General features: G+C 59.1%; 17 protein-coding genes. 12 read left to right on the top strand and 5 right to left on the bottom strand.

Translation table 11 applies throughout. From position 1 onward, the window contains the following. Window positions 1–70: 70 nt before the first annotated feature. Entirely contained in the window at window positions 71–2,218 is a 2,148-nt protein-coding gene (gene fadJ, locus G5306_RS02625; RefSeq protein WP_216980303.1) for a fatty acid oxidation complex subunit alpha FadJ, read from the bottom strand. Continuing rightward, window positions 2,218–3,528: an acetyl-CoA C-acyltransferase FadI gene (gene fadI / locus G5306_RS02620; RefSeq protein WP_216978740.1), complete on the bottom strand. Its 1,311-nt coding sequence runs from the start codon at window positions 3,526–3,528 to the stop codon at window positions 2,218–2,220. The genes fadJ and fadI overlap by 1 nt, the downstream gene beginning before the upstream one ends. 182 nt (window positions 3,529–3,710) lie before the next feature. Between fadI and G5306_RS02615 the strand changes: the two genes are divergently transcribed. The 11 genes from G5306_RS02615 (at window position 3,711) to G5306_RS02565 (ending at window position 15,961) form a co-directional block, all read left to right on the top strand. Then, on the top strand, window positions 3,711–4,661 hold the full coding sequence (locus tag G5306_RS02615) for an AAA family ATPase (protein WP_201902410.1): 951 nt from the start codon (window positions 3,711–3,713) through the stop codon (window positions 4,659–4,661). Continuing rightward, on the top strand, window positions 4,652–5,554 hold the full coding sequence (locus tag G5306_RS02610) for a DUF58 domain-containing protein (protein ID WP_421208476.1): 903 nt from the start codon (window positions 4,652–4,654) through the stop codon (window positions 5,552–5,554). The genes G5306_RS02615 and G5306_RS02610 overlap by 10 nt, the downstream gene beginning before the upstream one ends. Next, on the top strand, window positions 5,539–6,078 hold the full coding sequence (locus G5306_RS02605; RefSeq protein WP_421312314.1) for a DUF4381 domain-containing protein: 540 nt from the start codon (window positions 5,539–5,541) through the stop codon (window positions 6,076–6,078). Before G5306_RS02610 ends, G5306_RS02605 begins: the two co-directional genes overlap by 16 nt. Further along, a complete protein-coding gene (locus G5306_RS02600; protein WP_421312313.1) occupies window positions 6,075–7,067 on the top strand; it encodes a VWA domain-containing protein in 993 nt (330 codons plus the stop codon). Before G5306_RS02605 ends, G5306_RS02600 begins: the two co-directional genes overlap by 4 nt. Beyond that, window positions 7,058–8,509: a VWA domain-containing protein gene (locus G5306_RS02595; protein ID WP_421312311.1), complete on the top strand. Its 1,452-nt coding sequence runs from the start codon at window positions 7,058–7,060 to the stop codon at window positions 8,507–8,509. The genes G5306_RS02600 and G5306_RS02595 overlap by 10 nt, the downstream gene beginning before the upstream one ends. A 20-nt stretch (window positions 8,510–8,529) precedes the next feature. After that, window positions 8,530–10,041, top strand: coding sequence for a hypothetical protein (locus G5306_RS02590; RefSeq protein WP_421312424.1), 1,512 nt, complete (start codon window positions 8,530–8,532; stop codon window positions 10,039–10,041). A gap of 13 nt (window positions 10,042–10,054) precedes the next feature. Then, window positions 10,055–10,654, top strand: coding sequence for a sigma-70 family RNA polymerase sigma factor (locus tag G5306_RS02585; RefSeq protein WP_421312309.1), 600 nt, complete (start codon window positions 10,055–10,057; stop codon window positions 10,652–10,654). After that, complete coding sequence (locus G5306_RS02580) at window positions 10,647–11,426, top strand: DUF3379 domain-containing protein (protein WP_227342808.1); 780 nt, start codon at window positions 10,647–10,649, stop codon at window positions 11,424–11,426. Before G5306_RS02585 ends, G5306_RS02580 begins: the two co-directional genes overlap by 8 nt. A gap of 402 nt (window positions 11,427–11,828) precedes the next feature. Beyond that, window positions 11,829–13,112 (top strand): outer membrane protein transport protein, encoded by a 1,284-nt coding sequence (locus G5306_RS02575; RefSeq protein WP_227342806.1) that lies wholly within the window; start codon window positions 11,829–11,831, stop codon window positions 13,110–13,112. A gap of 252 nt (window positions 13,113–13,364) precedes the next feature. Continuing rightward, entirely contained in the window at window positions 13,365–14,621 is a 1,257-nt protein-coding gene (locus G5306_RS02570) for an OmpP1/FadL family transporter (RefSeq protein WP_421312307.1), read from the top strand. Window positions 14,622–14,737: 116 nt separating this feature from the next. Continuing rightward, the gene (locus G5306_RS02565; protein WP_216953530.1) at window positions 14,738–15,961 is read left to right on the top strand and encodes an EAL and HDOD domain-containing protein; all 1,224 of its coding nucleotides are present in this window, start codon (window positions 14,738–14,740) and stop codon (window positions 15,959–15,961) included. Here G5306_RS02565 and G5306_RS02560 read toward each other — a convergent pair. After that, on the bottom strand, window positions 15,958–17,121 hold the full coding sequence (locus G5306_RS02560; RefSeq protein ID WP_421312305.1) for an acetyl-CoA C-acyltransferase: 1,164 nt from the start codon (window positions 17,119–17,121) through the stop codon (window positions 15,958–15,960). The two genes, G5306_RS02565 and G5306_RS02560, sit on opposite strands and share 4 nt — an antisense overlap. 122 nt (window positions 17,122–17,243) lie before the next feature. Between G5306_RS02560 and G5306_RS02555 the strand changes: the two genes are divergently transcribed. After that, window positions 17,244–17,642 (top strand): MerR family transcriptional regulator, encoded by a 399-nt coding sequence (locus G5306_RS02555; RefSeq protein WP_216953528.1) that lies wholly within the window; start codon window positions 17,244–17,246, stop codon window positions 17,640–17,642. Window positions 17,643–17,731: 89 nt separating this feature from the next. Here G5306_RS02555 and rplY read toward each other — a convergent pair whose 3' ends face one another. Together rplY and G5306_RS02545 are read right to left on the bottom strand one after the other, a co-directional pair. Further along, entirely contained in the window at window positions 17,732–18,019 is a 288-nt protein-coding gene (gene rplY / locus G5306_RS02550; RefSeq protein WP_005345280.1) for a 50S ribosomal protein L25, read from the bottom strand. A gap of 115 nt (window positions 18,020–18,134) precedes the next feature. Then, window positions 18,135–18,968, bottom strand: a complete 834-nt coding sequence (locus G5306_RS02545; RefSeq protein ID WP_227342801.1) for a hypothetical protein — start codon at window positions 18,966–18,968, stop codon at window positions 18,135–18,137. Window positions 18,969–19,007: the final 39 nt, after the last annotated feature.

Genomic DNA, 19,007 nt, shown 5'->3' with positions numbered 1-19,007 from the left:
AACCACAACATAGAAGGAGGCCCGCATGGTGTGCGGGCCTCTTTGCCTTGCTGTCACTCGGCAGCGATTATCAGTAGAAGGTCTGCTGCTCTGCGGCCATCGCCTTGAGACGGGCACAGGGGGCGAACCGGTCGCCGTGGCGCTTCTGGTAATACTCCAGACGGCCAACCAGATGATCGATCCCGAGCGTATCCATATAACGGAACGGGCCGCCAAGGAAAGGCGGGAAACCGATGCCGAAGATGGCGCCGATATCGCCATCACGGGCCGACGCCACCACACCACTATCCAACGCCATGGCCGCTTCGTTGAGCATCAGCAACACGCAGCGCTCGGCGATCTCCTGACGGGCCAGCTTGGCAGACGGCTTGATGCCGAGCACGCCATAGACGCTCTCGTCCACCGTCTTCTTGCCCTCTTTGCCAGTCAGCTTGTTGCGCGGTGCCGCCTTGCCATAGAGATAGAAGCCCTTGCCGTTCTTGCGTCCCTTGCGATCATTTTGCAGCAGCTTGTCGAACGCCTTGGGCGCCTGGAACTGCTCGCCGCCCAGCTCTTTTTCAAGAATAGGGGAGATCTTGGCGCCCACATCGATCCCCACCTCATCGAGCAAGGTGATGGGGCCAACCGGGAAGCCAAAGTCCAGCAGCGCGCTATCCAGCACCTCTACCGGCTCCCCTTCCAGCACCAGTCTTGCCGCCTCATTCATGTAGGGCGCCAAGATGCGGTTGACGTAGAAACCGGCTTCGTCCTTCACCACGATGGGCGTTTTGCCCTGGGCGCGGGCAAAAGCCAGGGTGGTAGCGACCGTCTCGGCACTGGTGCCAGCGTGGGGGATGATCTCCGCCAGCGGCATCTTGTCCACCGGGCTGAAGTAGTGCAGCCCCACGACTCGCTCTGGGTGCGCCGCCTCTGCCGCAATCTGGTTGATGGGCAAGGAAGAGGTGTTGGAGGCAAACACTGTGTGCTCACCGCACTCACGCTCCACGTCCTTCACCATCTGGTGTTTGAGATTGAGATCTTCAAACACCGCCTCCACCACCATGTCCACCCGGTGGAAACCGGAGTAGTCGAGGGTACCGGTCAACAGGCTCATCTGCTTTTCCAGCTCGCTGCGCAGGATATGACGGCGCTTGAGCTTCTTGGCCAGAATGTCATAGCTGTAGCGCATGGCATTGCCGATCCCGGCGCTTGCCACATCCTTGATCCGCACCGGCACGCCCGCCTTGGTAGCGGTGACGAACGCAATGCCGCCCCCCATCAGACCACCGCCCAGCACGGCGGCATGGGCCACCTTGCGCGGCTCGGCTCCCTGATAGGTGACCTCTTTCTTCATCTCGGTGGTGGCAAAGAAGATGGAACGCAGGGCGGCAGACTCAGCAGTCATCACCAGCTCGCCAAAGTGGCGGGATTCAGCGGCCAGACCGGCCTTCATCCCCTCCTCCACGCCGATGCGCACAACATCCAGGATCCGCTCCGGCGCCGGATAGTTGCCGCGGGTCTTGGCTTTCACCCCCTTGCTGGCCTGATCGAACAGCACCTTACGGCCCAGCTTGTTGGTCTCCAGCACCTTGCCCTGCAGATCCCGTTTCAACTGATGGCGCGGTTTGCCCTTCTTGGCCAGCTTGATGGCAGCATCCAGCAAGATTGACGGCGGCACCACATCGTCCACCAGCCCCAATTTCTTGGCTTGTTTAGCACGAACCTGCTTGCCGGTCAGCATCAGATCCAGCGCCTTGGCCACCCCGATAAGGCGCGGCAGACGCTGGGTACCGCCAGAGCCCGGCAGCAGACCGAGCTGCACTTCCGGCAATCCCAGCACGGTTTTACCGTGCTCGGTCACCACCCGACCATGGCAGGCCAGCGCCAGCTCCAACCCGCCACCGAGGCAGGGGCCATGAATGGCGGCGATCACCGGAATGGTCAGCCCCTCGATCTCGGCAAAGATCTCCTGCCCTTCTCGTGACAGGGTCTCGGCATCCTTGGCACTGGTGCAGGCGGCCAGCATGGTAATGTCAGCGCCGGCGATGAAGGAGTCCTTCTTGCCGGAGGTGATCACCAGCCCGATCAAATCCTTGTTGCGTTTTACCTCGTCCAGTACGGAGCGGATCTCCTCGACAAAGGCGGCTTTCAGGGTATTCATGCTCTCGCCCGGCACATCCATGGTGAGGATGCCGATGCCATCTTTGCGAACATCCAGGGAAAAAGTCTTAGCGCTCATCATTCAACCTCCAACACCATAGCCACGCCCAATCCACCCGCCGCACAGGCGGTGTTGAGCCCCAATCCCCCACCGCGACGACGCAGCTCGTGCAGGGTCTGGGTGATCATCCGCGCACCGGTCGCGGCAAAGGGGTGGCCATAGGCCAGCGAACCGCCGAGGACGTTGAACTTCTCCATGTCCACCTCGCCGATGGCCTGATCGCGGCCCAGCTTGTCACGGGCAAACTCGTGGCTTGAGAACATCTTGAGGTTGGCCAGAGTCTGGGCGGCAAAGGCTTCGTGCATGTCGATCAGAGTCAAATCGCTGAGCGTGATGCCGGCTCTGTCCAGCGCCAGCGGCGTGGCGTAGGAGGGCCCCATCAGCATGTCTTGCCACACATCGATGGCCGAGAAAGCGAAGCTGCGGATATAGCCCAGCGGTTCGAGGCCCAGCTCTTTCGCCCGCCCTTCGCGCATCAGCAGCACGGCGGCAGCGCCATCGGTCAGCGGCGTGGCGTTGGCCGCCGTCACTGTGCCATGAACCCGATCAAACACCGGCTTGAGCTTGGCGTAGCTCGCGAGATCCGAGCTTTCACGGATATTGTTGTCCCGCTCCAGCGGCGACTTGTAGGGCGGTACATGGGCGGTAAACACCTCGCCACTGAGCTTGCCATCGGCCCAAGCCTGCGCGGCCAGAGTGTGGGAGCGGTGAGCCAGCGCATCTTGCGCCTCGCGGCTGATCTGGTGGCTCTTGGCCATCTGCTCGGCGGTCTGCCCCATGGAGAGGCCAGTAGAGTATTCCGCCACGGCAGGCGGCACCGGCAGCAGATCCTTGACCCGCAGCTGACGTAGAATATTGAAGCGCTGCTGCAGATTGCGCGCCTTGTTGAGATCCACCAAGGCGCGGGCCAGCTTCTTGCTCACTCCGATAGGGAGCACGGAGGAGGAGTCCGCACCGCCAGCGATGGCGATATCCACAGTGCCCGCCATGATGGATTCGGTGACGTTGGCCACCGCCTGAAAACTGGTGGCGCAGGCGCGGGAGACGCTATAGGCATCGGTATTGACGCTCATGCCGGTGCCAAGCACGATCTCGCGAGCAATGTTGGGGGCTTCCGGCATCTGAACCACCTGACCAAACACCAGCTGGTCGATAAGCTTGGGATCGAGATTGGTACGGGCGAGCATCTCGCTCACCACCAGTTTGCCGAGATCGACTGCAGGCACGCCATGAAAGGCGGTGGCCTGCTTGGCAAAGGGGGTACGCAGCCCCGCCACGACGGCAATCCGTTCGCCCTGGCGAGTCGTCAGTTTCAATGGCTGTTTCATCCTGGCTCCTTGGTTTAAAAGGCAGAGGTCTGACCTCATTGCGCCACATCTTAACAATCCAATCACAAGTTTCATACAGCTGATTGAAACTAAATTAAGCACGGCAAGGCCCCTTTGCTCGCCCTTGGGGAGCAACTGGAGTATAAAAAGATCAACTTCCATAAAAACAACGGGTTTATCGCATGGCAGCGGCCGAGTTCAGAGCACTTAGGGACTATCTTGGCAGTCAGATCCTGGGGCAGGAGGAGCTAATAGAAGGGCTCCTGATTGCCCTGTTATGTGAAGGACATGTGTTAATCGAAGGGGCCCCCGGGCTGGCCAAAACCCGCGCCGTCAAGGCGCTCGCTGGCGCCGTCGAGGGGCGCTTTGCCCGTATCCAGTTCACCCCCGATCTGCTTCCTGCCGATCTCACCGGCAGCGAGGTGTTTCACCCGCAGGATGCCAGTTTTGTTTTCCAGCCAGGCCCCCTCTTCAACCATCTGGTGCTGGCGGACGAGATCAACCGGGCGCCGGCCAAGGTGCAATCAGCGCTGCTGGAAGCCATGGCCGAACACCAGATCACCGTGGGCAAAAAGAGCTGGCGACTGCCGCCTCTCTTTATGGTCGCCGCCACCCAGAACCCCATCGAGCAGGAGGGAACCTATCCCCTGCCGGAGGCGCAGCTCGACCGATTTCTGCTCAAGCTGATGGTGGATTACCCGAGCCCCACGATGGAGCTCGCCATCTTGCAGCTCAACGCCAGCGGCGAACAGCTTGGCGCGGCGCCGGTGACACTGAGTCAGACCAGCTTGCAGCATGCCCGCAGCGAAGTGCTGGCGGTGACCATGCAAAGCAGACTGGAGCACTATCTGGTGGAGCTGGTCTGCGCCACTCGCCCGGGCAGTGGTCTTTGCCCTGCCCTTGAGCCATTGATTGCCGTGGGGGCCAGCCCTCGGGCTACGCTGGGGCTGGCTCGCTCCGCCCGCGCCCGAGCCTGGCTTGCCGGACGAGATTATGTGCTGCCGGAAGATATCCAGCTGCAAGCCTATCCTGTGCTGCGCCATCGCCTTATACCCAGCTATCAGGCACTGGCCGACAATCTGGATAACGATATCCTGATCGCCCAACTGCTGGATCAGGTGCCATGCCCCTAGATCCCGGTCTGCATCCCGATATCGTCCTGTCGCTGCCACGGCTGCTCAGTATCCGGCTATGGGCCAAGGCCAGGAAGCCACCTCACGCGGGCAGAAGCAGCAGCGAACGCGGCAGACCGGGCCGCTCTCCCGGGCTCACCTTTCGCGAGCTGCGCGCCTATCAGGCTGGTGACGAGGTACGCCATATCGACTGGCGAGTGACCGCACGCCTCGGTCGTCCCTATACCCGCCTCTATAGCGAGGAGCTGGATCAGGCGCACTGGCTGCTGCTCGATCTCTCTCCCGCCATGTATTTCGGCTCCACACTGCAGCTCAAGGCGCGCCTCGCCTGCGAGCTGGCGGCAGCCTTGATCTGGCAAGGGGAGAAGCAGCACAACACCCTAATCTGCCACGGGCTTATCCCCCATCACCAGAACCAGCGCGGCAGCGTGCTGCCCCTGCTCGAATCCCTCTGCCATCACTATCAGCAAGGGCTGGCCCGCCGGGCGCTTTCTCACTCGCTGGCCGACACCTTGTCCGGCGTGAAGCTGCCTCACGGTGCCAAGCTGACGATCATCACCGATCACAGATCCTGCGAGTCGGCGCTCTGTCAGCAATTGCAACTGCTCTCCCGCCGCCACGATATTCACTATTGGCAGATCCGTGACCCCCTCGAGGCAGCCCTTCCCCCTGACGGCCAGCTGCCAGTGGCTATCGATCGGCCAGGGCAGCACTATCAGGGCTGGCTGGATGGGAGCCATGCCTGTTTCTCCCAGCGCTACCGGCATGCCGCCGAGCAGCAGCTGGCCCACGGCAAGCAGTTGCTGTTGCCATTGGTGCAGCGCCTCTATCTGCTCGATAACAGCCAGACGCTGCAACAGCAGTGGCAGGAGGGGCTATGTCATCAGGGATGATCTCGCCCGCCGAACTCGACAGCGCCAGTCCAGCCTCCGACGCCATCACTCCGCCGCTGGCCGCCCTGATGCGCGACATCCACCCGGGACCTGATCTGATTGAACAGAGTCTTGATCCCAGAGTGCAGGCGCTACTGTGGCTATTGATCACAGCGTTATTGCTGCTGCTGATCGTCTTGATTGCCCGGAGAGTGATACGTTACCGCCGCTGGTGTCATCAGCTGGAGGGAGATCCGGCGCTGCTGGTGGCACGCATACAGGAGGCCCTGCGTCATGAAGCACTGCAACGCTGGCCCGAGGCGCGCCAATTGCAGGGAGAGGCGTGGCTCGCCTTCGTCGATCGTCACGGCGGCAGCGATTTCAGCCAGTTTTCGTCTCACTGGAGCAGTTGGCTCTATGGCAGCCAGAACCCGACTCGCGAGCAGAGCGAACAACTGCGGCAACATTATCGCCGCTGGGGTCAGACCCTCTTCTTGCAACGCTCTCCCCGCTCGGGGCGTAAAACCGCACGGAGGCATTCATGATCCTGGCCTGGCCCTGGTTTGCGCTGGCGCTGGTACTGCCCTTGCTGGTGCGCTTCGGCTTGCCGCCCCTGCGCCGCGGCTATCTGGCTCACCCCGGGTTTGCGCTGCTGCGTCCTCAGGCCGGATTACCGCTCTGGCGCGCCATGCTGCTCTGGTGCGCCCTTATCCTCGCCCTCTGCCGCCCCCAGTGGTGGGGAGAACCGGTTATTCAATATGAAGGGAGTCGGGATCTGCTGCTGGCAGTGGATCTGTCAGACAGTATGCGCACCCCTGATATGCTCGATAACGGCGAGCAGCAAGCTCGGTTGACGGCGGTGCGCCAGCAGATCAAGGCGCTGATCGCCAAACGGGCCGGAGACAGGGTGGGCCTCATCGTATTTGCCGATCACGCCTACCTGCTCTCTCCCCTCACTCAGGAGATCCCGGCGCTGTTGACCTTGAGCGACGAGCTCGATTTTGATCTTGTCGGCCGAACCACCGCCCTTGGCGAAGCCATCCAGCTGGCACGTCAGCATGGAGATCCGGGTCGCCCCACCGCCCTGCTGCTGGTCACTGATGGCCGCAATACCGCAGGCAGTGCCGACCCGCTGCAGGAGGCCAAACTCGCCGCAGCGCAGGGAATACGGATCTACACGCTGGGGGTCGGGGCCGATCCCGATACCTTTATCCAACCCTACGATGAGACGGGCAGCGGTCAGGCCGATCCCAGCAGCGAACTGGACGAGCCGCTCCTGAAAGAGCTGGCACAGACAGGCCAGGGGCGTTACTTTCGGGCACGCACCCAAAGCGATCTCGATGCCATCAACGCGACCCTCAATGCCCTTGAACCTGCCCCCATGCCGATTGCCCAGTACCAGCCGGTGATCGAGCTCTACCCCTGGCCGTTGGCACTGCTTTGTGGCTTGCTGCTTCTGCCATCAGGGCACGGCAGACTGGAGTTTCGCATGGTGCGTAACTGGCTGGCACGAGGCGCGCGCAGATGGAGTTGATCTTGCTCCGCCCCCTGTGGCTGATCGCACTCATCCCCTGGCTCTGGCAAGGGTGGCGCCGTCGTCGCAAGCCCACGCTGCTCGCACCTGCTATGCAGGCTTATCTGCTGCCAGCATCCCACCCTCAACGCCCCTTGCTTTGGTTGGCGACACTGCCCGTCATTTTGGCTCTGAGCGGACCGGCACTGCGCGGCGAGCTGCAACAGCAGCCTGCAGCGCCGCTCGATATCTGGCTGCTGGACTTGTCACGCTCGATGACCGCCACCGATCTCAAACCGGATCGGGCAACCCGGGTCAGATGGCAGTTGCAGCAGCTGCTGAGCCGCGCCAATGGCGAGCGCATTGCGCTGATCCTCTACGCAGGCGATGCCTACCTCGCCATGCCGCCCACCCGGGATCATCAGGCCCTTTCGCTGCTGCTGCCCGACTTGCGCCCCGATATCATGCCGCTGCAGGGCAGCAACCCGGCACGGGCGGTGGAACTTGCCATGAAGCAGCTGGCCCCTGGAGAACAAGCGCGTCTGCTGCTGATCACCGACGACCTCACCCGAAATCAGATGACCCAAATCGCCGCCCTGTGGCCCTGCCAGCAACGCCTTCTTTGCCGCGACACCCAGTCGGCACGCCTCGATATTCTGCTTGCCAGCAGTGGTCAACCGGCCCCCATGCCCGCCATTCCGGCCAGTGAGTTGGGATTTGCCGCCCGCATGCCCGCGCAGTTGCCCGCCCCCGATAGTCAGGCCATTGCCGCACTGGCCAATCGCCTCGGCGGTGAGCTGCAATGGCTTGGTAGCGATGTACCCCGATTTGCCCCTCTCCCCGCCACGACCTCCGCCCTCACCCCGGCGCCACTGGATCTTGGCCCCTGGCTGCTGATCCCGTTATTACCATTGGCATTGTTGGCCAGAGTCGGCGCCCGGCTGATGATGGCGCTGATGGTGGGAGCTCAGCTGCTTGCGCCACAAAATCTGCAAGCAACAGAGAGGGGGGATCTGCAAGCGATGCAGGCTTATCAAGAGGGTGATTTTCAGCGGGCAGCCCGCACCTTCAACGATCCAGTCTGGCGCGGCAACGCCTGGTATCGGGCCGGAGTCTATCGGCAAGCTATCGCAGCCTATCAGGAAGTAGCAAGCGCCACTGCCCACTACAACCGCGGCAATGCCCTGCTGCAACTGGGGGAGTTTGCCGCAGCCAAAGAGGCCTATCTGGCCGCTCTGGCGCTTGAACCCGGCCATGAAGATGCGCTCTATAACCTCTCTCTGTTACAGGGCGCAGCGGCGGCCGCTCCCGATACCAGCAACAGCAAGCAACCCGAACCATCGGCAGCTCAGCAGGCGACGGCAATGCCCCTGCCCCCCTCTCCCCCGGTGTTGCTGCTGGAACAGCGACTGCGTAAAGAGGCGCTGCGCCGGGATCTTATCAAGGTGGAGGAACCCTGGTGACGCGAGCAGGATGGGGGCTGTTGCTCGCACTGGCGAGTCCACTTGGTTGGGCCCTGCCCCCCCGGGCAGAGCTGCTGCCGGGAGCTGACCCCAGCGATTGGCTGCTGATCATCGAAGCGGATGGCGAGCGCCAGAGCAGCGAACTGGAGATCACCCCCCTACTGCACCAGTTTGCAGTGGGCAGAGTGACCATGAGCCGGGTCACGACTCCGGTACAACAACTGACTCGCTGGCAGATCCCGCTGCACCAGAGCGGTTCACCTGCAAATACCGAGGTGGTGATTGCCCCGCTCAAGCTCGGAAATGAGTTTACCCCCTCGCTCACCCTGCCATTGAGAGAGGCGAAAACAGCCGCGCTGCCACAGCCCGCAGCCCCCTCGCCCCTCGAAATGCAGGCCAGCCTTGAGCATCAGGGCCCGCTCTATCCCGGCCAGCCGGTGATCTACCGGCTGACACTGTGGCTGCCCACCAGTATGCAAAACCCGGCGCTGAGCGAACTCAGCTCTGCTAGCTTCACCATCCGTCGCCTCGGTAGCGACGAGTGGATCGCCCCCGCTCAGGCTGGTCTACCAGGCCGGCTAACCCGCAGCTGGCTCGTTCAGGCAAAAGCGCCTGGGCTATGGCTCCTCGACTCACCCCGCTTGCAGGGGCAGCTCACGCAGCAGGGGAGCAAGCCGCAACAACTATCGGCCCGCGCGGCACCGCTCGAGGTGAGGGTCGACAAGGCCCCCGCCACGCCGGTGGCCACCCGGCTGACCCTGAGTCAACGGCTTGAACCGGCCTCCAAGGGGGAAGTGGGTGAACCGCTGATCCGGATCCTCACCCTGACCATGGAAAATGGTGACAGCGGCCAGATCCAGCTTGCCCCCCTGATGGCCCATCAACTGCCAAGCGGCATACAGGCACATCCCGATGGCGAGCAACAGCAGGAGCGTTACCGAGATGGCAAGCTGCTGTTTGAGCGACAGTGGCGCCAGACTCTGGTCGCGGAGCAGAGCGGCGACTACCAGCTGCCCCCCATTGATCTGCCCTGGTTTAATACCCAAAGTGGCCGGATTGAGCAGGCCAGCCTGCCCGCCATCACGCTGACGTTTCAGGCAACGACAAATCGGCAACCTGATCAGCAGACATCGCAGGTGGCACTGCGAGAGAGCCTTTGGTGGGTCGTGCTGGCCATAACGCTGCGTACGCTATGGCGCAACGGGCCCCGCTGGCGCGCCTTCTATCAACTGCAACGAGCCCTTGCCCGACACCAGCCGGATGCCAGTCGCAAGACGCTGATCCGGTGGGCGACCTTGCGCTGGCAGGTCTCCTATTATCAATTAGGCCAGTTGCCTGACGCTGGGCATAATCGGCTCGGCAACGCGCTAGCCGCACTCGAGCGAGCCTGTTTTTCACGACCCTCTTCTGGCCCCCCCATCGAGTGGCGCGCTCTGGCGCGTACCCTCAGGGCAGATGAAGCTGCCGGTATTGCGCACCTGATTTACCTGCTGGCGCACGGGAGTTACCGCTTCCGCCGCCACGCCCCCTGACAAGGATTGCTCTATGGCACTGCTGTTTTTTAGAAAAAAACGTGCTCAGCAGCATATTGGTGGAAATGATCCGGCCATTTCGCCGGTCTCTGATCCCATGGCTGACCAACAAACCAAATTTGAAGCACTGGTTCATGCGCTGCACGGCGATCTATACCGGTATGCCTACTGGCTGACCCGGGATCCCAACGTAGCGGAAGATCTGGTGCAAGAGACCTTTCTGCGTGCATGGAAGGCTATCGACACCCTGCAGGATGACAAGGCAGCCAAAGGGTGGCTGATCACCATCCTCAGACGGGAAAACGCCCGCCGCTTTGAACGCAAACAGCTGGAACTGATTGATCTCGACGATCACCCTCAACCCCAGCACGATGCGCTGCACAGCGAACAGGAGATGGAGAACGAGTGGTTGCACCGTCACATCGCCCGGTTGCCCGAGGAGTATCAGGAGCCACTGCTGCTGCAAGTCGTGGGAGGATTCAGTGGTGAGGAGATTGCCGAGATGCTCGGCCTCAACAAGAACACCGTTATGACCCGACTGTTTCGCGCCCGCAACCAGATCAAGGAGGCGATGGAGCAGAAGAACCAAGCAAGAGGACACGGACATGGATGAACTCGAATTTCGCCGCAACGCCATGATCCAGCCCAACGATCAACAACCGGACTTTCTCAAAACTGCTGAAGCAAGCCAGGCCAATCGGAACTACCTCGACGAGATGAAGCAGTTCGACAGAAGCCTCAAGCGCACCATGCAGGTAGAGGTTCCCGCCGGACTGGCCGAGCGGATCCTGCTCAGGCAAGCCATGCTGCAAGACAGTGACGCGCCAGATGATATGCCGCCATCCCGCCCCCTTGGCACGGCACCGGTCAAGATCCGGACATCGACATCCTGGCGCCAGATCGCCCTGGCTGCATCGGTCGCCTTCCTGCTGGGAATGAGCACCCGCTGGATCACGCTGCCAGAAACGGCTCCTGCGGCCCTCTCCCTCGCACAGGTGGCGATGGCTCATGTCTATGGTGAAGAACCCTTTATTGAAGGTGTCGATGAGCAGGTCAATCTGCATAGCATCAATGCCAAGATGGAGAAGTATGGCGCCACCTTAAGCGGGATGGATGGACTCAAGGTGACCTATGTCAATCACTGCTCGTTTTATCAGGGACCGGCCTTGCACATGGTGATCCAGGGAAAGATGGGGCCAGTCACTCTCTTTTTAGTGCCCAAACATGTGCCATTAACCCTGCAACAGGACACCTTTGATGATGGCACCCTCAAAGGGGAGATAGTCCAGCTCAAAGGCGCCAATATGGTACTGATTGGCGAGATGAAAGAGCCACTTGCCCCTGTTGCCAACGCCCTGCAGTCACGTCTGCAGTGGGACATTTAACATCGCTGGTTAACAACCTCAGAGCCATCCTCAATAGCAGGCGGCGGTCACGAGACGCTGCCTGTTCCCTCCCTGTTTACTCCCCTTTGTCACTCATTTGCCTCAAGATTTCGAAAAATTGACAAAATTATTTTTGTGACGGAGATCGGCAATCCAGGTCAATATTCCGCCTTTAGACCCTGGAAATGATGAATTAAACAGCAAGTTAAAACAAATGATTAACACATCGATCACTTTTATGTATTCTGCTGTCACTGGTCTGATTTCTTACCTCCTACCAGATCCATAGAATCACGCCAGAATTGATTGGGAAGAAGCTGAAATAAAAACGGATTTTGTCGAGGTTTGCATTGAACGTGCAGCCAATATCGGCAAAAAAATCTGCCTACAAGAGAGAACACCATGACGACAACTATTTTCAAGAAGAGCCTGATTGCCGCCACCATCGCGCTGGCCACCGGTCAAGTCCATGCCGCGGCATTCCAGTTGAACGAGCACTCGGCCTCCGGTCTGGGTCGCGCCTATGCCGGTGAAGCGGCTATCGCCGACAACGCCTCCGTGCTGGCCCGTAACCCGGCTGCCATGACCACCTTCGACAAGATGGCGGTTTCTGTCTCCGGCACCTACATCAAGCCGGATGTCGATGTGAATGGCAGCGTTGCTACGCCTCTGGGTACAGTTCCTGCCAGCGAATCAGGTATTGCTCCGTCAGCATTCGTTCCTGCCGCTTATTTTATTCAGCCGCTGAATGACCAGTGGGCTTGGGGTATCGGCCTCTTCTCAAATTACGGGCTATCTACCGAGTACTCCAAAACCTTCCCGGCTGGTGCCGGTGCCGGTGATACCGAGCTGATGACTCTCAATATCAACCCGAACATCGCCTATCGCATCAATGAGCACTTCAGTGTGGGTGCCGGTATCAACGCCGTTTACGGTGCTGCCGAACTCAACCGCTATGCTGGTCTGCTGGGTCCGCTGAACCCACCGAGCCAGGGTGGCCCGTTGGCAACAGATACTCGCCTGGCTCACCTGAAAGGCGATACCTGGGGCTTTGGCTGGAACGTTGGCACTCTGTACGAAGTCAATGAGAACCATCGCTTTGCTCTGACCTACCGTTCACAGGTCGATATGAGCTTTGATGGTGACTTCCAGGGGCTCACTTCAGGGAACCGCACTGTTGACGGCAATCTGAAACTGGATCTCCCTGCTCAGGCCGAGTTTGCCGGTTATCACCGTTTGAATCAGCAATTCGCCGTTCACTACTCTGTCAACTGGACTGACTGGAGTGCCTTCCAGGAGCTGAAAGCAACCAGCGGCCAATGCGCTGGCGGCGTATGTCTGCAAAAGGATGAGAAGTTTAAAGACTCTACTCGTTACTCAATCGGCGGTACCTGGTATATCAACCCGGCTTGGGAAGCGCGTATCGGCTTTGCTTATGACAACAGCCCAATCGAGCCCGAATACCGCAGCCTGAGCATCCCGGATTCTGACCGTGTCTGGTATAGCGCTGGCGCGACCTACCATATCAATACTGATATGAGCATTGACTTTGGTATGGCCTATCTGGACGGTAAAGAGGTTGATGTCAACGAAGGTCTGCGTAACCACTCAGACCCTCTGCGTTGGAAAGGCTCCTCCCACGGCAATGCCTTCCTGGCCTCTGCCCAGTTCAATATGAAGTTCTGATTAGAACGCCACCGAAAAGAGCGCCGACAGGCGCTCTTTTTTTATCCGAAAAAACAGTTTCAGCGCACAGCTGTAGCACACACGTGTTTATTTTTCTTTTTCAATCAAGCTATTAGACTACATCATCCCAGCATTAAATCTTGTTTTCTCCGGATAACCACCATGAGCGTTGCCTTACTGGTCATACCATATAAAATCCTGCCTCCATCCATATGACCTATTGAAACCTCGGGTAACAGCAAGGATTTTCCCATGCATTCCATCATCAAACCGTCCGCCATCGCCCTGCTGGTGATCGCGGGTCAAACCCATGCCGCCGGGTTCCAGCTGGCTGAACAATCCGCCACGGGCCTGGGACGCGCTTTTGCCGGTGAAGCCGCCATTGCGGATAACGCCAGCGTACTCTCCCGCAATGCCGCAGCCATGACCCGTTTCGATCAGATGGCGCTGTCTGGCGGAGCTATCTATGTCAGCCCTGACGTCAATATCGAAGGCCACACACGTTTGCCGACGCAAGCCAGCATCGTCACCTCCGATGCGAGTGCACACGATATCGCGGCCTCGGCCTGGGTGCCCAACGCCTATCTCATCATCCCGCTGAATGAGCAGTGGCGCCTCGGCTTCTCGGCCACCTCTTACTATGGTCTTGGCATCAAGATGCCGGATAACTACAGTGCCGGCCACTTTGGCAATGTTTCCGATATCAAGACCATGGATTTGGGAACCTCTCTTGCCTATCGCATCAATGAGATGTGGTCAATTGGCGCAGGGATCTCTGCTATTCAGGGCGAGGGCGAAGTCGGTGGCACCTTCCCCTCTCGCAATCTGATAGCAAAACATCTGCAAGGGGATGGCTGGGCATGGGGCTGGAATGTCGGCACCTTGCTGGAGTTGTCGGAGCAAACCCGGATTGGGCTCTCATACCGCCACGATGTCAATTTGACACTCTCGGGTGATGCCATTCTTGGCCTGCCCAACGGCAAGGAGCTAAAAGACACAGGTTCTCTGGATCTTCCGCTACCCGCAACGGCAGAGCTTGCTGCATTTCACCAGCTGACCGAAAAACTGGCGATCCATGGCAGCCTGAACTGGACCAACTGGAGCAAATTTGTCCAGCTGGAAGCCGATCTGGATACACTGCCCAACATGCATATCAAGGATGAACACTGGGAAGATAGCTGGCGCTATGCGATCGGGATGACCTATCAACTGACTCCCCAGTGGCAGCTGCGCTCGGGAGTTGCTTACGATGCGAGCCCGGTACCAGCGGATCGCCGTACTATCTCCATTCCTGATGCCGACCGGATCTGGTACAGCCTGGGGATGGGTTATCAGTTCACCCCCAACCTGACCATGGATCTGGGGTTAACCCTGATCGATGGCAAGAAGGTTGATGTTACTGAAAAAATGGAGTTGCAACCGGGCAACCCGCAGAGCACCTCCACCTTCCAGGGCACCTCCGAGGGAGATGCCTGGCTGGCTGGCGCCCAAATGAGTTATCTCTTCTAAGTTCCCTCCCTGCAGAAAAACACTATGCCAATTATTGCCTTACCGAACAGGGTCAAAACTGGCATAGTGTTCTGCAACACCATAAAATCAACCCAGTACCCATACTGGAGCAAGGCATGTATTCCTACGTAGCCAGACAGCCGATCCTCGACAGAGACCTCAATACCCATGCCTATGAGCTGCTCTTTCGCGATAGCCTGAATAATGTCTTCCCGAGCATCTCCTCACAACAAGCCACCTCCCGGTTGGTGGTCGAGCAGTTTCTGCAACAGAATATCGATCAGCTGTTGGGTGGCCGCCCCTGCTTTATCAATTTTCCCCACTCACTGTTACTGGAAGGACTGGCCGAGTGCCTGCCACCCGAAAAGGTGGTGATCGAAATTCTGGAGGATGCCCCTCCGGATGATGCCCTGCTGGAAAAGGTGAAGCAGTTGCACAAACTGGGCTATCAGCTGGCACTCGATGACTTCACCATGTCGCCGGATTGGGAGCGCTTCCTCCCGTTTATCCACATCATCAAGTTTGATCTGCGTGACACGCCCCTGTTGCAGATCAGGGTGTTCATCAAGCGCCATCAGGCGCTGGGACTCACCTATCTGGCAGAAAAAGTTGAGGACAAGGCTGAGTTCGAACGAGCCAAAAAGCTGGGGATCCAGCTGTTTCAGGGCTTTTTCTTCAGCCGCCCCGAGATGGTCAAACAAGCCACTATGGAGCCCGCCCAGGTCGTGGTCATGCAGTTGCTCAATGTGGTCAACGAGACAGAACCCGATATCAACAAGATCGAGCAACTGCTCAGCCAGGATATCTCTCTGTCACTCAAGTTGCTGCGCTATGTCAATCATCTCAAAGGCCATGCCAACCCCATCTCCTCGTTTCGCCAGGCTGCGATATACTTGGGCAATACCCAGCTAAAGCGTTTTGTTTCACTGGTGGCTGCGACCAGTGCAGGCAAGGGGAAAAGTGCCGAGCTCTACCAGATGTCGATGATCCGTGCCCGTTTCTGCGAGTTGCTTGCGCATACCCATGCGCCGACCCTGCAGGCTCAGCAAGCGTTTATCACCGGTCTCTTTTCGCTACTGGATGTGCTTATGGAGCAGCCGATGGACAAGCTGCTGGGGACTATCCCCCTGATCGAGGATATCCGGCTGGCGCTGCTCGAGCGCAAAGGCACTCTCGGTTTCTATCTCGCATTTTGTGAAGACTACGAGAATGCCAACTGGCCCAAAGTCACGGCCCGAACAGCCCGCCTGGGGTTGAATGAAGATAAGGTAAGCCACCTTTATCTCGCGGCAACGACCTGGGTGAACGAGCAACTGCAAGCGATGGATACCGGCGATTAAGGGATCTCTACCGCAATAGCGGTCGCCTCTCCGCCACCGATACAAAGAGACGCAATGCCTCGTCTCCCTCTCCGCAACCTCAATGCCGAGATCAGCGTCACCAGAATACGTGCTCCACTCGCGCCAAGCGGGTGACCCAATGCGCAGGCGCCACCATGAACATTCACCTTGTGATGGGGGATCCCGCACCCGCTCATGGCCAGCATGGTGACCATGGCAAAGGCTTCGTTGACTTCGAACAGGTCAACCTCATCCACTGACCAGTCGAGACGAGCCAGCAGTCTGGATATTGCGCCAACGGGAGCGGAAGTGAACTCGGCCGGCAATGCCGCATGGCTCTGATAACCGACGATCCGCGCCAGTACAGGTACCTGCCAAGCTTGCGCAGTGGCACCATCCATCAATATCAGCGCCGCCGCGCCGTCCGAGATGGAGCTCGAATTGGCCGCCGTAATGGTGCCATCTTTACCAAATGCAGGCTTCAGGGTCGGGATCTTCTCCGGCCTCCCTTTGCCCGGTTGTTCGTCTTCGGCCAGCAACAAGCGATCACCGCGATAGACACTTGCCAGCTCGGATGCAAACGCGCCGGCTTGCTGCGCAGCGCGGGCACGCTGCAACGACGCAAGGGCAAACTCATCCATGGCACTGCGGGTCAAACCGGCATGATCGGCGCTGCGCTGGGCGTGTATTCCCATCAACTGGCCATCATAGGCATCCTGCAATCCGTCGAGGAAAAGGTGATCAAACAGCTGTTGATGGCCCATCCGAAAACCATTGCGGGCATTATCCAGCAGATAGGGGGCCCTGCTCATGCTCTCCATCCCCCCAGCCACCACAACCTTGTTATCGCCCAGACGAAGGGAATCTGCCGCCAGCATCACCGCCTTCATGCCGGAGCCACACACCTTGTTGACCGTGGTAGCAGGCACACTCTCTGGCAATCCCGCTTTTAACATCGCCTGCCTTGCCGGCGCTTGTCCCACACCTGCCGAGAGCACATTGCCCATAAACACTTCATCGATCTGCTCGGGAACAAGCCCGCCCTGTGCCAACGCAGCGGCAATGGCACAGGCCCCCAGCTCCGGGGCCGCCACCTCTGCCAGTGCCCCTTGAAACGCCCCCATTGGCGTACGTTTTGCCGCCACAATTGCAATATCCATTTGCCCGCCTCTTTTAGTTACATGGTCATAACATAGGTTTTCTATGCCATGGGAACAAGAGTTGCAGTGCAGTTTACGTTTAGGTAAGGTGCCAGCAGGATTTAGCTCGCCAAGAAGTTTATATGAACAAAAACAAGGATGAAGCCCGGAGCTACAGCATCAGTGAACTGGCTCGGGAATTTGATATTACGACGCGCAGCATCCGTTTCTATGAGGATCAAGGGTTACTCAATCCCGCCAGAGAAGGGCAGACCCGCATCTACAGCAAGCAGGATCGGGTTCGTCTCAAGTTGACCCTGCGTGGTAAGCGACTCGGTTTCAGTCTGGCCGAGATCCGGGAGTTGTTTGATCTGTATGATGCCGACAAGAGCAGCCGCACCCAGCTGCAAACCATGCTCGGGCTGGTTACCGAGAAGCGGGAGACGCTGCAGCAGCAGATGGAAGATATCAGGATGGTGCTGCTGGAGCTGGATGCCGCGGAGCGGCGCTGTCAACAGGCATTGCAGCAACTGGGTCGTTAAAGAAGGGGGCCGTGAGATCCCCTTCTCATGCTTCAGATAACAAAAAGCCACTCCTGAGAGTGGCTTTTCTGCTACCTGACGGTTCGTGATTAAACGCGAACGAAGTCCAGGTGAACCAGCTTGTAACGTACCGGGTGACGCTGGATAGCTTTCACTTTCACGTTAACTTCTTCGCCGTTGATAACCAGAGTCAGTACGGACTCATAGAATTCCGGCTTTTCTTGGGCCAGGATGAATTTCTTGTGGTCAACAGTGATGGACTGGGCTTCTTTGCCTGCACCGTAAACGATGGCAGGAACTTGGTCAGCTTGACGCAGGCGGCGGCTCGCACCTTTCCCCAGGTCAGAACGGACTTCAGCTTGGAATACGAAAGACATAGTGTGTATCTCTTTTAAAGGAATGTATGGTGCAGACTGCGACCGGTCAGCACCTCGCAAAACGAGCGCGAATACTACCATGGGCCAATAGCGGATACAAGGCTCATCCCGCGCTTTAACGCCCCTGCTCAAGACGAGCAAATTGCTGTTGCCGCTGGGCCGGACTCAACGCATCAAACTGCGCAAGCGTCTCGGCGCGAGGACAGTAGAGCCCCTCCCCGGTTTTGACCCGGATACTGTTACCAAGGCCCGCCCTGTTTTCTGCGGCCAAGGCCAGCAGATAGCTGTAAGTATCTGCCCCCACCCTGCTGGATAGCTGATTGGCGATGCGCCACAGCGTCTCACCCGCCGCGACCCGATGGCACACTGAGCGCCCCTCGCCAACCGCCGGCGCAGAGAGTGTCAGTGTGGTGCTATCAGATGACACGCTGGCCGCCAGCAGACCATCACTGCGACTCCCCCTCTCGCCAACTGCGGCACCAAGCAACGCCAGCAATGGCTCTGCTTCGTAGCGGGGGGCGACCGCCAACTGAACCGGCATGGCACGAGGAACGTTGAACTCGGCGATAAAGGGCGCTATGGGTTGCGATGGCTCAAAAGGTGAAACACTGCCATGCTGCACGGTTGCAGCGACCTGGCCGGGGGCGACCCCGTAAGCCATCTCGTCGATGCGCCGCAGTCTTGCCAGATAGGTTTTGGAGAGCTGCGCCTCCCCCTCGAACAGATCGAAAGGGGGGACCAGCCGAGCGGGAAAGAGGATCTGCCAGCGACCATGCTTCTGCTTTTGGGCCAGCGGCGGAAACTGATTTCCACGCCAAGCCACAAACATCGCAGGCGGCGTGCGCGCCAGCGGGTAATATTCCGGGTTCAACTGCACCCAGGTTTGTTCCGCGATGGGTTGATAACCGCTGATCACCACCTGCGCCACACTCAACCAGATCCCCAGCATCCTTGCCTCCCTGATTTGCGGTTTGAAGGGGCTACCTGA

The sequence above is a fragment of the Aeromonas sp. 603404 genome (assembly GCF_049171775.1).
Lineage (GTDB): Bacteria > Pseudomonadota > Gammaproteobacteria > Enterobacterales > Aeromonadaceae > Aeromonas > Aeromonas veronii_A.
Note: the sequence above shows the minus strand (reverse complement) of the source record. Positions and strands in the feature narration are given on the sequence as shown.

Excerpts from the sequence above, each read along its gene's own strand:
- fadJ (WP_216980303.1), bottom strand. The coding sequence starts at position 2,218 with ATGAGCGCTAAGACTTTTTCCCTGGATGTTCGCAAAGATGGCATCGGC.
- fadI (WP_216978740.1), bottom strand. The coding sequence starts at position 3,528 with ATGAAACAGCCATTGAAACTGACGACTCGCCAGGGCGAACGGATTGCC.
- G5306_RS02615 (WP_201902410.1), top strand. The coding sequence starts at position 3,711 with ATGGCAGCGGCCGAGTTCAGAGCACTTAGGGACTATCTTGGCAGTCAG.
- G5306_RS02610 (WP_421208476.1), top strand. The coding sequence starts at position 4,652 with ATGCCCCTAGATCCCGGTCTGCATCCCGATATCGTCCTGTCGCTGCCA.
- G5306_RS02605 (WP_421312314.1), top strand. The coding sequence starts at position 5,539 with ATGTCATCAGGGATGATCTCGCCCGCCGAACTCGACAGCGCCAGTCCA.
- G5306_RS02600 (WP_421312313.1), top strand. The coding sequence starts at position 6,075 with ATGATCCTGGCCTGGCCCTGGTTTGCGCTGGCGCTGGTACTGCCCTTG.
- G5306_RS02595 (WP_421312311.1), top strand. The coding sequence starts at position 7,058 with ATGGAGTTGATCTTGCTCCGCCCCCTGTGGCTGATCGCACTCATCCCC.
- G5306_RS02585 (WP_421312309.1), top strand. The coding sequence starts at position 10,055 with ATGGCACTGCTGTTTTTTAGAAAAAAACGTGCTCAGCAGCATATTGGT.
- G5306_RS02580 (WP_227342808.1), top strand. The coding sequence starts at position 10,647 with ATGGATGAACTCGAATTTCGCCGCAACGCCATGATCCAGCCCAACGAT.
- G5306_RS02575 (WP_227342806.1), top strand. The coding sequence starts at position 11,829 with ATGACGACAACTATTTTCAAGAAGAGCCTGATTGCCGCCACCATCGCG.
- G5306_RS02570 (WP_421312307.1), top strand. The coding sequence starts at position 13,365 with ATGCATTCCATCATCAAACCGTCCGCCATCGCCCTGCTGGTGATCGCG.
- G5306_RS02565 (WP_216953530.1), top strand. The coding sequence starts at position 14,738 with ATGTATTCCTACGTAGCCAGACAGCCGATCCTCGACAGAGACCTCAAT.
- G5306_RS02560 (WP_421312305.1), bottom strand. The coding sequence starts at position 17,121 with ATGGATATTGCAATTGTGGCGGCAAAACGTACGCCAATGGGGGCGTTT.
- G5306_RS02555 (WP_216953528.1), top strand. The coding sequence starts at position 17,244 with ATGAACAAAAACAAGGATGAAGCCCGGAGCTACAGCATCAGTGAACTG.
- rplY (WP_005345280.1), bottom strand. The coding sequence starts at position 18,019 with ATGTCTTTCGTATTCCAAGCTGAAGTCCGTTCTGACCTGGGGAAAGGT.
- G5306_RS02545 (WP_227342801.1), bottom strand. The coding sequence starts at position 18,968 with ATGCTGGGGATCTGGTTGAGTGTGGCGCAGGTGGTGATCAGCGGTTAT.